This is a genomic window from Citrobacter freundii complex sp. CFNIH4, assembly GCF_002934505.1.
In the GTDB taxonomy this organism is placed as follows: domain Bacteria; phylum Pseudomonadota; class Gammaproteobacteria; order Enterobacterales; family Enterobacteriaceae; genus Citrobacter; species Citrobacter freundii.
The window spans coordinates 1,216,341-1,232,014 of the sequence record NZ_CP026231.1 but is presented as its reverse complement, the minus strand read 5'-3'; the positions used below and the strand labels follow the sequence as shown (position 1 = coordinate 1,232,014).

At 53.7% G+C, this 15,674-nt stretch carries 12 protein-coding genes; 2 read left to right on the top strand and 10 right to left on the bottom strand.

Annotation, left to right across the window (positions count from 1 at the left end; all coding sequences use genetic code 11):
- Position 1: 1 nt before the first annotated feature.
- Entirely contained in the window at positions 2-955 is a 954-nt protein-coding gene (gene rluC, locus C2U41_RS06200) for a 23S rRNA pseudouridine(955/2504/2580) synthase RluC (RefSeq protein ID WP_003036228.1), read from the bottom strand.
- Between the two features lie 699 nt (positions 956-1,654).
- Between rluC and rne the strand changes: the two genes are divergently transcribed.
- A complete protein-coding gene (rne, locus tag C2U41_RS06185; protein ID WP_103849076.1) occupies positions 1,655-4,918 on the top strand; it encodes a ribonuclease E in 3,264 nt (1,087 codons plus the stop codon).
- A 40-nt stretch (positions 4,919-4,958) separates the two neighbouring features.
- Here the strand turns inward: rne and C2U41_RS06180 are convergent, their stop codons facing one another.
- Positions 4,959-5,984 (bottom strand): LysR family transcriptional regulator, encoded by a 1,026-nt coding sequence (locus C2U41_RS06180; RefSeq protein ID WP_103849075.1) that lies wholly within the window; start codon positions 5,982-5,984, stop codon positions 4,959-4,961.
- 21 nt (positions 5,985-6,005) lie between these two features.
- Here C2U41_RS06180 and C2U41_RS06175 point away from each other — a divergent pair, with 21 nt between their 5' ends.
- A complete protein-coding gene (locus C2U41_RS06175) occupies positions 6,006-7,205 on the top strand; it encodes an MFS transporter (protein WP_103849074.1) in 1,200 nt (399 codons plus the stop codon).
- 77 nt (positions 7,206-7,282) lie between these two features.
- Here C2U41_RS06175 and flgL read toward each other — a convergent pair whose 3' ends face one another.
- The 8 genes from flgL to flgE form a co-directional block, all read right to left on the bottom strand.
- Positions 7,283-8,236: a flagellar hook-associated protein FlgL gene (gene flgL / locus C2U41_RS06170; RefSeq protein ID WP_103849073.1), complete on the bottom strand. Its 954-nt coding sequence runs from the start codon at positions 8,234-8,236 to the stop codon at positions 7,283-7,285.
- A gap of 14 nt (positions 8,237-8,250) precedes the next feature.
- Positions 8,251-9,909, bottom strand: coding sequence for a flagellar hook-associated protein FlgK (gene flgK / locus C2U41_RS06165; RefSeq protein ID WP_016149929.1), 1,659 nt, complete (start codon positions 9,907-9,909; stop codon positions 8,251-8,253).
- Positions 9,910-9,973: 64 nt separating this feature from the next.
- Entirely contained in the window at positions 9,974-10,924 is a 951-nt protein-coding gene (gene flgJ / locus C2U41_RS06160) for a flagellar assembly peptidoglycan hydrolase FlgJ (RefSeq protein WP_103849072.1), read from the bottom strand.
- Positions 10,924-12,000 (bottom strand): flagellar basal body P-ring protein FlgI, encoded by a 1,077-nt coding sequence (locus C2U41_RS06155; protein ID WP_085954040.1) that lies wholly within the window; start codon positions 11,998-12,000, stop codon positions 10,924-10,926. Before C2U41_RS06155 ends, flgJ begins: the two co-directional genes overlap by 1 nt.
- A 33-nt stretch (positions 12,001-12,033) precedes the next feature.
- Positions 12,034-12,732: a flagellar basal body L-ring protein FlgH gene (gene flgH, locus C2U41_RS06150; RefSeq protein ID WP_003836756.1), complete on the bottom strand. Its 699-nt coding sequence runs from the start codon at positions 12,730-12,732 to the stop codon at positions 12,034-12,036.
- A 57-nt stretch (positions 12,733-12,789) separates the two neighbouring features.
- A complete protein-coding gene (flgG, locus tag C2U41_RS06145; protein WP_003036202.1) occupies positions 12,790-13,572 on the bottom strand; it encodes a flagellar basal-body rod protein FlgG in 783 nt (260 codons plus the stop codon).
- A 13-nt stretch (positions 13,573-13,585) separates the two neighbouring features.
- Positions 13,586-14,341 carry a flagellar basal body rod protein FlgF gene (locus C2U41_RS06140; RefSeq protein ID WP_003036200.1) on the bottom strand — a complete coding sequence of 252 codons (756 nt, stop codon included), beginning with the start codon at positions 14,339-14,341 and terminating at the stop codon, positions 13,586-13,588.
- Between the two features lie 20 nt (positions 14,342-14,361).
- Positions 14,362-15,648 (bottom strand): flagellar hook protein FlgE, encoded by a 1,287-nt coding sequence (gene flgE, locus C2U41_RS06135; RefSeq protein ID WP_032936211.1) that lies wholly within the window; start codon positions 15,646-15,648, stop codon positions 14,362-14,364.
- Between the last annotated feature and the right edge of the window lie 26 nt (positions 15,649-15,674).

The following is a 15,674-nucleotide window of genomic DNA, read 5'->3' as shown; positions in this document are numbered from 1 at the left end:
ATCAGGCTTTGCTGCGTAATACCTCGAGGCAGCGCTTCAACTGTTTATCCATTGGCGCTTCAATACGCATCACTTCCCCCGTACCCGGATGAGTAAACTTCAACGCTGCGGCATGCAGGAAAAGTCGGTTCAACCCCGTATCCGCCAGTTGCTTATCGAACTCACGGTCACCGTAGCGATCGTCAAAAGCAATTGGATGACCGGCATACTGGGTATGCACACGGATCTGGTGCGTACGGCCGGTCACCGGGCTACAGCGCACAAGCGTGGCAAACGCATAGCGCTCTTCCACTTTAAAACGTGTTTCTGACGGTTTGCCTTCCTGATTCACCCGCACGATACGCTCGCCGCTTTGCAGAATGTTCTTTAACAGCGGCGCCTGCACGGTTTTGACATGCGACTGCCATTGGCCTCGAACCAGCGCGAGGTAATCTTTCTGCATGCCTTTTTCACGCAGTTGTTCATGCAATGAACGCAAGGCTGAGCGTTTTTTGGCAACCAGCAGCACACCGGAGGTATCCCGGTCGAGGCGATGCACCAGCTCAAGGAAACGCGCTTCCGGACGCAACGCACGTAATCCTTCAATGACGCCAAAGCTTAACCCGCTTCCGCCATGCACGGCCGTACCTGAAGGTTTGTTAAGCACCAGAATGTGGTCATCTTCATATAAAATGACATCGGTCAGCGCCGCAACCTTCTGCAGGTTTGGCGAAATGGCCTCTTCTTCACGTTCAGCGACACGCACAGGTGGAATACGCACAATATCCCCATCTTCGAGTTTGTACTCGGGTTTAATGCGTTTTTTATTCACCCGCACTTCGCCTTTACGCAAAATGCGATAAATCATACTTTTCGGCACGCCCTTAAGCTGGGTGCGCAAAAAGTTGTCGATGCGTTGCCCTGCTTCGTCGGCAGTAATGGCAACTGTTTTTACGGCTGGAGTCTCTGTTTTCATGGGGGCCGATTTTAAATAGCCATCAAGATTCGCGCCACACATTTTTCTATGCTTATATTAACTGCTATACCTTATTACTTAAGTTTGACATAGCCGATTTGGTGGTTATTAAAGCAATCACTACGCGGAAGTGAAAAAACTGTGAGTAACCGGGTGATAAATGGCAAAAGTCATCTTGCTATAACAAGGTTAGCAGTGGAATAATGCGGTTGTTTCCGTGTTGAATCTTGTTAAAACAAGAACTTTTCCGGAATGACCCAATTTTGCCCGACCGATCATCAACGCAGCAATGGCGTAAGACGTATTGATCTTTCAGGCAGTTAGCGGGCTGCGGGTTGCAGTCCTTACCGGTAAGTGCTCTATGGATTTCACATTGTAGGAAGGCGGCAAGTCTGGATACCCCCAGGTTCTTACTCCTGTAAGCGACCAGGGTGAGAAGATAAAGCCAACGCACCGACAGCGTGAAAGACGACAAGCACAATGGAAGCTTCTCTGGAGAGTAACACCCAGACTGTTCCCCTGATAATTGCGCTGTGTTTCCGTATGAAATACAGGCAACCGACACTCTGCGCCTCTTTGAGCTGACGATAACCGTGAGGTTGGCGACGCGAATAGACACGAGGCCATCGGTTCACACCCGGAAAGGCATTACTCTGCCCGCAGCTTAGTCGTCAATGTAAGAATAATGAGTAAGTTACGATGAAAAGAATGTTAATTAACGCGACTCAGCAGGAAGAGTTGCGTGTCGCCCTTGTAGATGGGCAACGTCTGTACGATCTGGATATCGAAAGTCCTGGACACGAACAGAAAAAAGCCAACATCTATAAAGGCAAAATTACCCGTATTGAACCGAGTCTGGAAGCTGCTTTTGTTGATTACGGCGCTGAACGTCACGGTTTCCTCCCGTTAAAAGAAATTGCCCGCGAATACTTTCCCGCTAACTACAACTCCCATGGTCGTCCCAACATTAAAGACGTGTTGCGTGAAGGTCAGGAAGTCATCGTTCAGATCGATAAAGAAGAACGCGGTAACAAAGGCGCTGCGCTGACTACCTTTATCAGCCTGGCGGGTAGTTATCTGGTTCTGATGCCGAACAACCCGCGCGCGGGCGGCATCTCCCGTCGCATTGAAGGCGACGACCGTACCGAATTAAAAGAAGCGCTGGCAAGCCTGGAACTGCCTGATGGCATGGGGCTTATCGTGCGTACCGCAGGGGTAGGCAAATCCGCCGAAGCGCTGCAGTGGGACCTGAGCTTCCGCCTGAAGCACTGGGAAGCGATTCAAAAAGCCGCTGACAGCCGCCCTGCTCCGTTCCTGATCCATCAGGAAAGCAACGTTATCGTGCGTGCCTTCCGCGACTATCTGCGCCAGGACATCGGCGAAATCCTCATCGACAACCCAAAAGTCATGGAGATGGCGCGTCAGCACATCGCCGCGCTGGGTCGTCCGGATTTCAGCAGCAAAATCAAACTGTACACCGGCGAAATCCCGCTGTTCAGCCACTATCAGATCGAGTCTCAGATTGAGTCCGCGTTCCAACGCGAAGTGCGTCTGCCGTCCGGCGGCTCAATCGTTATCGACAGCACTGAAGCACTGACCGCTATCGATATCAACTCCGCACGCGCAACCCGCGGCGGCGACATCGAAGAAACAGCGTTCAACACCAACCTTGAAGCAGCCGATGAAATTGCACGTCAGCTGCGTCTGCGCGACCTCGGCGGTCTGATTGTAATCGACTTCATTGATATGACGCCGGTTCGTCACCAGCGCGCGGTTGAAAACCGTCTGCGCGAGGCCGTACGCCAGGACAGAGCGCGTATTCAGATCAGCCATATTTCTCGCTTCGGTCTGCTGGAAATGTCCCGTCAGCGTCTGAGCCCGTCACTGGGTGAATCCAGCCATCACGTGTGCCCGCGCTGCTCCGGCACCGGTACCGTACGTGATAACGAATCACTGTCGCTGTCTATTCTGCGTCTGATCGAAGAAGAAGCACTGAAAGAAAATACGCAGGAAGTACACGCTATTGTTCCTGTGCCGATCGCTTCCTACCTGCTCAACGAAAAGCGTACCGCGGTAAATGCAATCGAGACGCGTCAGAATGGCGTGCGCTGTGTGATCGTGCCAAACGATCAGATGGAAACCCCGCACTATTCTGTGCTGCGCGTACGTAAAGGGGAAGAAACGCCGACCCTGAGCTATCTACTGCCGAAACTGCATGAAGAGGCAATGGCATTGCCGACGGAAGAAGAGTACGTCGAGCGTAAACAGCCTGAGCAACCGGCGTTGGCCACCTTCGCCATGCCAGACGTTCCGCCAGCTCCTGCTCTGCAGGAACCTGCCGCGAAAGCCGCCGCGCCTAAAGCTGCGGCAGCGACTGCAGCCGTTGCCGAACAGCCCGGTTTGATTAGCCGTTTCTTTGGCGCACTGAAGTCCATCTTCGGTGGTAGCGAAGAAGTGAAGCCGGTTGAACAACCTGCGCCGAAAGCTGAAGAGAAAACCGAACGCCAGCAGGATCGTCGTAAACCGCGTCAGAACAATCGTCGCGACCGTAACGATCGTCGTGATAACCGGGATAATCGCGGTGACCGTGACAACCGTAACGAACGTTCAGAAAACGGCGAAAACCGTGAAGATAACCGCCGTAACCGTCGTCAGTCACAGCAGCAAAATGCGGAAGCTCGCGATAACCGCCAGCAAACTACTGACGTTGCAGACAAAGCGAAATCTGGCGATGAGCAGCAGGCTCCGCGTCGCGAACGCAACCGCCGTCGTAACGATGACAAACGTCAGGCTCAGCAGGAAGTCAAAGAGCTGAACCAGGCTGAACAACCTGTGCAGGATGCCGAGCAGGAAGAGCGCGTACGTCAGCCTCAGACTCGCCGTAAACAGCGTCAATTGACTCAGAAAGTGCGTTTCACTGACAGCCCGGCGGTTGAAACCGAAGTGGCAACTGCCGCAGTAGTTGCTGAAACCTCTGCCGCTCAGCCAACAGAACAGCCTGCACCAGCACAACGCACCGAACTGGCGAAAGTTGATCTGCCAGCCGTCGTTGCGACTGAGCAGGAAGACAACAGCGACGCGCGTGACTCCAATGGTATGCCGCGTCGTTCCCGTCGCTCCCCTCGCCATCTGCGCGTCAGTGGACAGCGTCGTCGTCGTTACCGTGACGAGCGTTATCCGGTTCAGTCACCAATGCCGTTAACGGTCGCCTGTGCATCTCCTGAATTAGCGTCCGGTAAAGTTTGGATCAGCTACCCTGTCGCACGTCCTCAGGATCAGCAGGTTGAAGAACAGCGCGAACAAGAAATGATCCAGCAGCAAGCCGCACCTGTCGCCGTAGCGCCTCAGGTTGCTGCAGCTGCCGTGGAACACATTGTGGATGCCCCTGCGCCAGTTGAAGCCGTGCAGCCAGAAATTGTCGTAGCTGAGCCTCAGGCCGCCGTTGTTGAAACCACACAGGTTGAAACCACGCATCCGGAAGTCATTGCGACCCCGGTCGAGGAACAACCGCAAATTATCGCTGCATCTGATGCGCCCGTTGCAGAAGAAATCGCCGCTGAAGCCGAACCTGTGGCTGACGTTGTGACTGCGCCGGTTGTTGAAGAGCCTGCAGAGGTTGTTATTTCCCAGCCAGAAGTGGTTGAAGAGATTGCCGAAGTTGTGGAAACAGCGCCAGTTGCTGAAGAGATTGCTGCGCCGCAGGAAGTTGTTGCAGCGCCAATTGTAGAAACGACTGTCGTTAAGCCTGAAGTTGTCGCAGCCAGTGTTGATGCTGAACACCTTCACAGCCATGCGACCGCACCGATGACCCGCGCCCCGGCACCGGAATATGTGCCAGAAGCGCCGCGTCATAGCGACTGGCAGCGTCCGGCATTCGCCTTTGAAGGCAAAGGTGCCGCAGGTGGACACAGTGCAACGCATCAAGCGACTGCGCCAGCAACACGTCCTCAGCCTGTCGAGTAAGCCATAATCAATATCAAAGCCGGCCTTCGGGTCGGCTTTTTTATATCTGATCTACGCCTTTCATCCCCGTCAGCTGCGGCATAACATCCTTCATTAAGTCCAGAAACTTGCGTAAGCGAATCGGATAGTAACGCGCCCACGGATAAACCAAATGTACAGGCAACGGCGCCGCATGCCACTCAGGTAGCAACGCAACCAGACGTCCGTTGGCAATATCCTCCGCCACCATCCAACTTGAAACAATAGTCACTCCCAACCCCGCCAGCGCGGCATTCCTTGCGACATAAATACTGTCGGTACTTAATCTGGGTGAAATATTCAACGTGACTGGCTCATTACGCAATTGGTGCAACAACGAAACGCTATGTTGATAAAACGTATTCACGGCAATCCAGGGCAGCGCTGATAACTGCTCAGGATGAGAAAGCTCGCCGTATTGTTCCAGCAGCCCAGGGCTCGCCACCATACTACGGGGAACTTCAGCCAGTAAAACGGCAACCGTGGCCGGATCCACCTCGGCACCAACCCTGATAGCGCAGTCAATATTATCGCTCAGAAAATCAACGGTTTTATCGTTGAGCATCCACTCTACTGCTACCTGGGGATAGCGCGAAAGAAACTGCAAAAGCGGCTCAAGCAGTTGTTGTTGCCCGAACGCATGCGGTGCACGGACTCGCAAAGTCCCCACAGGTTCATCTTCTGTGACATTAAGTCCATCTTCCAGCGCCAGCCAGGCATCAATAATCTTCTTGGCATGCTGGTAGCCTCTTTCGCCGTCGTCGGTCAATTTCATCGCATGCGTGGTACGCATGATCAGTTTCACACCCAGCAGAGTTTCCAGGGATTGCAACCGTCGGCTTACGGTCGCTTGCGTTGTCCCCATCTGTTTTGCCGCTGCCGAAAGCGATCCTGCTTCGACAATACGTACAAACGTACGCATCAGCTCCACCCTGTCTATACGCTCATTTTTTATCATTTTCTGTTTCATCATACGTCTGACGTATAACTGTTTTACCACTGCACTCGCTACCACGCCACTCGCTGAAGGATAAAAATAGCCGCACATCCAGTGATTGAGGAATCATTTGTGAACACATATACCGCACTTTCCTGTTGGGTCACTTTCGTTCTGGCAGTAGGTGCCGGATTCAGTGTCGCTGCTATCTACTATGCTCAACCCCTTCTGCCTTTAATGGGTCAGGATCTGAACTTAAGTATTACCGGCATGGGGTTGGTCCCGACGCTGACCCAGGCGGGATACGCGCTGGGTATTTTGTTTTTATTGCCATTGGGCGATCGTTATGACCGCAGGACATTAATCCTGCTGAAAAGTATCTCTCTTGCTGTGCTGCTTCTGGCATGCAGCTTTACCGGGCAGTTGCATTCACTGTTAATAGTGAGCCTGATGATGGGCATGGCGGCAACCATGGCACAAGATATTGTGCCTGCGGCGGCAATACTGGCGCCCGAAGGCAAACAGGGAAAAACGGTGGGCACCGTAATGACGGGCCTTCTGCTGGGAATTTTACTCTCACGTACCGTCAGTGGACTGGTCGGTGAGGCGTTTGGCTGGCGTGAGATGTACCAACTTGCTGCCGTCAGTATTGCCGTAATCACCGCGATTATGTGGAAAGCACTGCCTCGTTTTACGGTCCATTCCACGTTGAGCTATCCATCATTAATGCTCTCGATGGTGCAACTTTGGCAACGATATTCCACCTTGCGCCGAGCAGCACTGGCACAAGGCTTTCTGTCCATTGCTTTTAGCGCCTTCTGGTCTACGCTGGCGGTGATGTTATCTGAGCATTACCACCTGGGTAGCGCTATAGCGGGTGCTTTTGGTATCGCGGGAGCAGCCGGAGCGCTTGCTGCACCGATGGCGGGCCATCTTGCCGATAAAGTGGGTGCAGCAAAAGTGACGCAATTGGGTGCTTTGCTGGTAACGGTATCTTTCGCACTGATGTTTTTGTTACCCGCCCTGCCCGTTCAGGGGCAGTGGCTGCTTATCGCCCTTTCGGCGGTAGGTTTTGATCTCGGATTGCAATCCAGCCTGGTTGCCCACCAAAACCTGGTCTATAGCCTGGAGCCTCAGGCACGAGGACGATTGAACGCTCTGCTGTTTACGATGGTGTTTATCGGTATGGCGCTGGGTTCCGTTCTCGGGAGTCAGGTCTATGCGCTTGCCAACTGGGAAGGAGTGGTGACGCTGGCAACATTCAGCAGTGCGATCGCGTTGGTCATAAGACTGACGGGGAACCCGTCGCTTAGTAAGGCGTCGGTTGCCTAAAAAAATGCCCGCTCCGGGGTGTTAAAGGAGCGGGCAGACAAACATACCCAGTTTCATGATATGTTCAAAATGGATCGTTACCGGTTAAGCTGGAACAGCGACATTCCCTGCATATCAGTAAACGTTTTATACGATGCCTGTAGTGCGGCTTGTTGCATCACGTAAGACGAAATCGCGGCGTTCCAGTCGACATCCACCAGATTACTCATCTGCTGAGTTTGCCCCAATGCACGATCGGCGCCCAGTGAATCCAGCGAGCTCAATTCGCTAAGCTGCGTGCCTAATTCTGCACGCACGGACAGCACATTATTCAGCGAGTTTTTAAGACCTCGGCTGGTTTTATCGATGGCTGCAGTGGCAGTAGCTTTTGCCGCATCATTGCCCTCAACCGGTGTCTTAAGCGCATCAATAGCAGTATCCAACATTTTGAACACATTCTTTTCCTGGGTACCGCCGCCTGGCTCCGGTACGGCGTTGCTGGTCAGACTGGCGAAGACTTTATCACCGGTATGACCAATCACCATGGTCCGGGAGGCATCAACCTGCTGGGTGACGTTTGTCGTACCGCCGCTGTAAGCGCCATCAGCCTGGGCAAACGGTGCAGATTCTGTTTTATATCCGCCAAAAATGTAGCGCCCATTACCGTCGGTGCTGTTCGCCAGGTTCATCAGTTGATCGCGGATTCCCTGCAGGTCGATGGCCAACGATGCACGGTCATCATCACTTAACGTACCGTTTCCCGCACTAACGATTTTTTCCTGCGCGGTCTGGATCGCCGTCGTCACCTGATTCAGCACGTTCTCTTCCAGCGATACTTTTTGCGTCGCGAATGAGCGCGCCAGTGTGTATTGGCTGTTCTGCGCCTGAGCCTGCGAAAGTACTACGGCCTGCGAGGCGGCAATCGGATCGTCAGATGGATTGATCACGCGTTTACCCGTCGACATCTGCTCGCCGAACTTCATCCATTCCGCCTGAGAGTTAGTGATGCCGCGCATATTCTGCTGGTACATCATCTGGGTGCTAATACGCATAGTCTCCCTCTCCCTTAGCGAATATTGATCAGTGCATCAAACAGCGCATTCGCAGTTTGCAGAACTTGCGCGTTAGCCAGGTAATATTGTTGATAACGCTGCAAATTTCCGTACTCTTCATCGAGGTTAACCCCAGAAATAGACTGCTGCTGCTTATAAAGCTGCGTTACCACGTTGTTCTGAGTGGTGGCGCTGGTTTTCAGCGTCGCCGTTTTGTTCCCGACATCGCTCACCAGCGTAGCGTAGGCATCATTAAACGTTTTATCACCGACGGTAGACTTGGTTTGCAGATCCAGCAGCTTTTGACCGTTACGGTTATCGCTTTTGCCTTTATCAACATTCGGATCAAGGTCGTTTTTGGATACTTCTGCCATGGCGATTTTCGACTCATCGGTCACCGCCACTTTCATATTGATAATGGCGTCACCCACGGGTTTCACCGTAAAGCTGTCATTTGCCAGCGCACCATTTTTGACAGTGATTTCCAGCCCATCAAACGACATTTTTCCGCCAGTGACGGTCGGCTTAAAGCTGGTATTGTCAGCCAGACGGGTTACCTGCCAGTCAGTACCATCAAACGTAATTTTATAGTCTGTGGCTTGCACCGACGAACTATCCGTTATTTTAACATCAAGCGCACCGGTCCCTTTATTCGTCGTATTGCTAAGGACTGCCGGGCCACCAATATCGAAAAAGTTTTTGCCCGGGTCGCCGTTGGCATCAAAACCTTCTTTGTGCTGCGTGTTAAACGCATCAGCAAAAGCGAGGGCCAACTGACCAAGGGTATTACGCGTTTGGTCGAGTTCCTGCGAACGGAACGTCAACAGCCCGCCCAGCGAACCGGTCGTGATCAGCTTTTCCGGGATGGCAACTTCTCCGGCCACGCCGTCAACATAAGCGACAGTCGTGCGAGAGGGATCGTCGCTGGAAGGGACTGCCGCCAGTTGGCGAGCGTTGCTGCCCTGCACCAGCGAATAGCCATTCGCCATGGTCACGTTGTAAGTCCCGCCGTCCTGCACGCTGACTTCCACGCCGACAATTTGGTTCAGTTCACTCACCAACTGGTCGCGCTGGTCGAGTAAATCGTTCGGCGATGCCCCCGCGCCGACGCCCGTCATACGGGAAATCTGGTCGTTAAGGTTAGCAATCTGTTTCGAGTAATTGTTGATCTGGTCAACGCTGGCCTTAATCGCCGTGTTTACCTGCTTGTCCTGATCCCGCAGATATTGGTCGGTTGTTCTGAACTGGTTGACTAAACCTTCCGCTTTGCCGATCAGAGCCTGGCGCGCCGCCGGATCTTCGGCGTTACTGACCAGCGTCTGCAGGCTGGTAAAAAAACCCTGCATTGAGGTCGAAATAGAGCTGGTTTTGCTGGAGAGCAAATTGTCTATCTTTGACATTTGCTCATAACGCGTTGTCAGACCGCTGCTCTGGTTCTGCGCTGCTCGCAACTGGTTAGTGATAAAGGAGTCATATTCACGTTGTACACCAGAAACATAGACGCCATTGCCTACCCAGCCCCCCGCACCCAGCGTGCTGTTCGCTTGCGCCATAATTGTTGTTTGTCGGGTATATCCGGCAACGTTATAGCTGGAGATGTTATTACTGGCAGTATTCAACGCGGCCTGCGCTGCGCTGAGTCCACTCATCGCGTTATTAATCAAGCTGGACATGGAGGTTCCTTGTAATCCTTCAATACTCGTTATTATCGGCAGCAGGTCGGTAGACTTGAGCTATTTAAAAGAGATTATCGAGATTCGTGCTGTAGGTTTTACTCACCTTTTCGCTCATCGATTTCAACTGCTGGATCATGCTGGTTAATTTACGTGCATAGTTAGGGTCTGTGGCGTAACCCGCATTTTGCAATGCCTGCGCCCCCTGTTCGGCGGTCGCAGCAGCGGTCACCGCCGCATAGCGCGGGTTACGGGATATCAGACCGACATAATCCGACAACGCCTCAAGGTAAGAGCTATAGACACGGAATCTGGCTTTCACCTTTTTCGCCTCACCGTTCTCATATTCAGTGGTGGTGATTTCAGTGGTTGGACCTTTCCAGCTTCCCGAAGCCTTCACGCCAAAAATTTTGAAACTCGGTTCGCCATTCTCGCGACGAATTTGTCGCTGCCCCCATCCAGACTCCAGCGCCGCCTGCGCCAAAATCAGATGATGCGGGACCCCGCTCTGCTGACTGGCCAGCTTAGCCGGCAGTGACAGCTGGGCGAGGAAGTCTTTGCTGTCACCTGACAGCGGCTCATCATTGCTTTCTGTCGCCCGGGGGATGGCTTTGCGGACTAGTTGCGTCAGTGCCTGATTTTGATAGCTGGTCACCGTTTCCAGTGAAAACTTCATCGGCACCTGCGGCGCGTCATCCGCAGGTTGCGCTTGCCCTTCAGTCATCTGCTTGACCATCATTTCAGCCAGCCCCAGACCTTTGCCTGCGGTCATCTGCTGCGCAATTTGTTGGTCATACATGCTGGTATACAAGCGCGTTGAATCGCTGCTAAACACGCCATCTTTCGGTAACGCTTCACGCATGCTTTTCAACATCATTTGCACGAACATCCCTTCAACCTGACGGGCGACCGGGCGGATATTCGCCGCCGGGTCCTGACCCGCTTTCGCTTTCAGTTCGTTCAGAGATTGCGCATCCCAGGCGGCACTGGTCAGCAGTTTGCTGTCACCAATCATTAGATGATTTCCAGTTTGGCGCGTAAGCAACCCGCGCTCTGCATCGATTGCAGAATGGACATCAGATCCATCGGCGTTGCTCCCAGCGCATTCAGCGCACGCACAACGTTGTTCAGGTTGGCGCTGGAACGTACGCTTTGCAGCGAACCACCGCTTTGGCGCAGGTCAATCTGGGTTTGTGGCGTCACTACGGTTTGTCCACCGCCAAACGGAGTGTCCGGCTGGCTGACGTTCGCCTGGCGGTTCACCGTGATCGACAAGTTGCCTTGTGCCACGGCACAGCTATCCAGCGTTACTTCGCGGTTCATGACGACAGATCCGGTGCGCGAGTTGATAATCACTTTCGCATCCTGCGGCGTGACGTTCACCTCCATATTCTGGATATCAGCAAGGAAACGCACCTGCGAGCTGTTGCCGCTTGGCACACGCACCTGAATAGTGCGGGCATCCAACGCCGTTGCGCTGCCAAAGCCACGCGAGCGGTTAATGGTGTCGGTAATCTGCTGCGCCATCGTGAAATCTTCATTATTCAGTTGCAGATTAATGGTGTTACCGCCGCCGAACTGGCTGGGTAATTCACGTTCGATGGTCGCGCCGTTGGTAATGCGTCCGCCATTGAGCTGGTTTACCTGCACGCTGCTGCCACCCGCAGCCGCGCCGGCACCGCCAACCAGAATATTCCCCTGCGCCAACGCATATACCTGACTATCGACCCCTTTCAGCGGGGTCATCAGCAGCGTTCCGCCGCGCAGGCTTTTAGCGTTACCCATGGAAGAGACTACAACGTCAATAGTTTGCCCCTGACGACCAAAGGCCGGGAACTGCGCGGTGACCATTACCGCTGCCACGTTTTTCAACTGCATATTGGTGCCGGTGGGCACGGTGATCCCCAACTGCGACAGCATGTTGTTGAGCGTTTGCGTGGTAAACGGCGTCTGGGTGGTCTGGTCACCTGTGCCATCCAGACCTACCACCAACCCATAACCAATCAGCGAGTTTTCCCGCACGCCCTGCACGCTGGTCAGGTCACGAATACGGTCGGCATGCGCGAAGCCGGTTACCAGCACCAGTGCCATTCCAACAAAAAATTTAAACACGGGGTACCTCGCTTACATCGGCGACAAGTTAAGGAAGAAACGCTGCAACCAGCCCATATTTTGCGCTTCATTGATGTAGCCGTTGCCGACGTACTCAATACGCGCATCCGCAACCTGGGTTGACGGTACGGAGTTGCTGCCACTGATGGTGCGCGGGTTAACGACCCCGGAGAAGCGAATGAATTCAGTGCCCTGATTTATGGCGATCTGTTTTTCACCCACGACATGTAAGTTGCCATTCACCAGTACCTGATCTACCGTTACGGTCAGCGTACCGCTGAAGGTATTTCTGGCGTTCGCGCCGCCTTTACCGTTAAAGGAGTTACCGCCTGAGGCTTCTACGTCAGCACGTTCGTTACCGAACAGACCTTGCAGATAGCGCGGTACGGTATCAAAGCCAAAGTTTGTCTTGCCGTCGCGGCTGGCGTTCGCCGAAGAGCTTTTGCTCGCGCTGACGTTTTCCTGCAACACGATGGTCAGCGTATCGCCAATATTGCGTGGACGACGGTCTTCAAAGAGTGGCTGATAACCATAGTTAATCGGTTGTGCCGACTGGAAGATTGAGCCATTCGCCACCGGCGTTGGACCTGGAACGGGCTGGGCAGTCGTCGCGCCCTGCACGAGGGGAGTAGCCGGGATCCAGGCACATCCTGTTAGTGAAACCACCAGCAGGGCTAAAATAGGGTATGGGTGAAGCGCGTATTTTCGCATTGCGGTCATCTTCAAAATCAGTGTGCCGGTGAGGTTTTCACCCCACCGGACTCCACTTTAGAGTTGCGTCAGTTTTTGCAGCATCTGATCGGTGGTCGATACCGCTTTACTGTTGATTTCGTAAGCGCGCTGAACCTGGATCATGTTTACCAGCTCTTCCGCCACGTTGACGTTAGAGGTTTCAACATAGCCCTGATACAGCAGACCCGCGCCGTTCAGCCCCGGCGTGCTCTCGTTCGGCGCACCGGATGACTGCGTTTCGGTGTACAGATTCTCACCAATGCTTTCCAGACCGGTATCGTTCATAAAGGTTGTCAGGTTAAGCTGCCCGACCTGAACAGGCGCCGCCTGTCCCTGTTGGGTCACGCTGACAATCCCGTCGCGTCCAATGGTGATACTGAGCGAGTTAGCCGGAATGGTGATGGCAGGCTGAACCTGAAAACCACCCGCCGTCACCAACTGACCGTTCTGATCCACCTGGAAAGAACCGTCGCGGGTATAAGCGGACGTACCATCGGGCAACATGACCTGGAAAAAGCCCTGGCCTTTAATCGCCACATCTTTACTGTTGTTGGTCTGCGACAGGTTACCCTGGCTGTGTAAACGCTCGGTTGCAACCGGACGTACACCGGTACCAATCTGCAAACCAGACGGCAGCGTGGTTTGTTCAGAAGACTGTGCGCCAGGCTGACGAATCGTCTGGTACAACAGATCTTCGAACACGGCGCGCTGGCGCTTAAATCCGTTGGTGCTGACGTTTGCCAGGTTGTTGGCAATCACATCCATGTTGGTTTGCTGCGCATCCAGGCCGGTTTTGGCGATCCATAATGAACTGATCATAAAATGTCCTGTATTAACTCATCGACAGCAGTTGGTTGGCGCGGCCCGCGTTATCATCCACGCTACTGATAATTTTCATCTGCATTTCAAAGCGGCGGGCGTTGGCGATCATGTCGCTCATCGCAGCAACCGGTTTAACGTTACTGCCTTCCAGCACGCCCGACATCACACGGATGCTGGGGTCGGCCTGTAACGTCGCACCACGGGTAGCCTGTGCGGCCTGGGTCAGACGGAACATACCGTCATCGCCACGTTGCACTTCGATCCCTGTTGCCTTCACCAGCTTCAGCCGCCCCACTGGCGCGACCGTATTAGCCGGATCGCCAGGGTTAAGTGCAGAAATTGTCCCGTCCGCCGCAATGGTGACTTCTGAACCTTCCGGTACGGCTATCGGTCCGGCTTCGCCAATTACCGGGTGTCCCTGAATAGTCAGTTCACCCGTTGGGCTTACCTGAATAGCGCCGTTACGGGTATATCCTTCGCTACCATCCGCGGTCTGCACAGCCAACCAGCCATCCTGTTGCAGCGCCACATCCAGCGGGCGGGAGGTATAGTCCATCTGACCCGGCGTCATATCGGCCCCCGGTGTGGAGGCCACGACCAGCGTACGCGTCGGTAAAGACAATCCTTCTACAGGAACCGCGCGCAGTGCATTGAGCTGCGCACGAAACCCTGGCGTGGAGGCGTTTGCCAGGTTGCTGGCCGTCACCGCCTGTTGATTCAGCGTCTGACTGGCCGCGCCCATGGCGGTATAAATTGCGTGATCCATTAAGCCATCCCGTCAGGCGCTTAGCGCAGGTTGACCAGCGTGTTGAGGATCTGATCCTGGGTTTTGATGGTCTGCGCGTTCGACTGATAGTTACGCTGGGCGACAATCATATTCACCAGTTCTTTACTCAAATCCACGTTTGACGCTTCAAGCGCCCCGTTGGTCAGCTTGCCGAAGTTACCCGTACCCGCGGTACCCAGCAGCGCCACACCGGAGGCCTGAGTGGCCGCCCAGACGTTGTCGCCCTGAGACGCCAGACCTTCGTTGTTGGCAAAGTTTGCCAGCACGATCTGTCCTAGAACCTGTTGCTGTTCGTTGGAGTAGTTACCGACCACCGTACCGTCATTGTTAATCTGGTAGCTCACCAGATCGCCCGGCTTATAGCCGTTCTGACTCGTGGCGACGATGTTGTTGGCACCGGTGTTTTGCTGCATGGAGTTCAGGAAGCTCAGGGAGAAGTTCGCCGGAACTGCACCATTGATCGTACCGGTGGAGATCTGAATTTGCGGTTGGGCATTAGCCGGACCTTCAACCAGATGTTTTGGTCCGGTTGGATCTAAGGGGTCTACTGGCTCTTCAACATAATTATTCACAGAAGTCAGCGTACCGTTAGCACTAAAGTTCATCACCGCATTCTTGGTGGCAACTGAACCCGTAACGCTGGCGTCCTGGGTGTAGACATCCCATTTGTTAGGGCCTGTTTTGACATAAAAAATGTTCATGTCATGGGCATTACCCTGGCTATCGAAAACGGTAACACTGCCTTTTTTGTTGTAGGAGTCCGCATCGCTTGGGTTAAACGGGGTCTTCGTTGGCAATTTGTCAGTGGAGTTCAGGTTGACCTGCATTGACGCGGTAGTCGTGGTTTTCGCCGCCATCAGCGTATTCGGAATAGTGATCGGTGCCGGGTTAGCACCTTGCTGTATTGTCGGTGGTGTACCGGTAGCCGGATAGCCCGTCAGCTGCAGCCCCTGCATGTTAACGATATTGCGATTTTCATCGAGCTTGAACTGACCGTTACGGCTGTAGAAAACGGAACCGTTGCTGTCTACCATACGGAAAAAACCATTCTGGCTGATAGCAACATCCAGCCCGCGGCCGGTGTTGGTGGTGGTGCCGTCGGTAAAGTCCTGGGTAATACCCGCAACTTTAACGCCCAGACCCACTTTAGAACCGGCGAACATATCGGCAAAAGATGCCGTACCGGATTTAAAACCGTAGGTGGCGGAGTTGGCGATGTTGTTACCAATGACATCGAGGTTGGTCGCTGCAGCGTTCAGACCGCTGACCGCTTGAGAAAAGGCCATGACTTACTCCTGATAAGTGTGAAGGC

Excerpts from the sequence above, each read along its gene's own strand:
- rluC (WP_003036228.1), bottom strand. The coding sequence starts at position 955 with ATGAAAACAGAGACTCCAGCCGTAAAAACAGTTGCCATTACTGCCGAC.
- rne (WP_103849076.1), top strand. The coding sequence starts at position 1,655 with ATGAAAAGAATGTTAATTAACGCGACTCAGCAGGAAGAGTTGCGTGTC.
- C2U41_RS06180 (WP_103849075.1), bottom strand. The coding sequence starts at position 5,984 with ATGTGCGGCTATTTTTATCCTTCAGCGAGTGGCGTGGTAGCGAGTGCA.
- flgL (WP_103849073.1), bottom strand. The coding sequence starts at position 8,236 with ATGCGTATTAGCACCCAGATGATGTACCAGCAGAATATGCGCGGCATC.
- flgK (WP_016149929.1), bottom strand. The coding sequence starts at position 9,909 with ATGTCCAGCTTGATTAATAACGCGATGAGTGGACTCAGCGCAGCGCAG.
- flgJ (WP_103849072.1), bottom strand. The coding sequence starts at position 10,924 with ATGATTGGTGACAGCAAACTGCTGACCAGTGCCGCCTGGGATGCGCAA.
- C2U41_RS06155 (WP_085954040.1), bottom strand. The coding sequence starts at position 12,000 with ATGGCACTGGTGCTGGTAACCGGCTTCGCGCATGCCGACCGTATTCGT.
- flgH (WP_003836756.1), bottom strand. The coding sequence starts at position 12,732 with ATGCGAAAATACGCGCTTCACCCATACCCTATTTTAGCCCTGCTGGTG.
- flgG (WP_003036202.1), bottom strand. The coding sequence starts at position 13,572 with ATGATCAGTTCATTATGGATCGCCAAAACCGGCCTGGATGCGCAGCAA.
- C2U41_RS06140 (WP_003036200.1), bottom strand. The coding sequence starts at position 14,341 with ATGGATCACGCAATTTATACCGCCATGGGCGCGGCCAGTCAGACGCTG.
- flgE (WP_032936211.1), bottom strand. The coding sequence starts at position 15,648 with ATGGCCTTTTCTCAAGCGGTCAGCGGTCTGAACGCTGCAGCGACCAAC.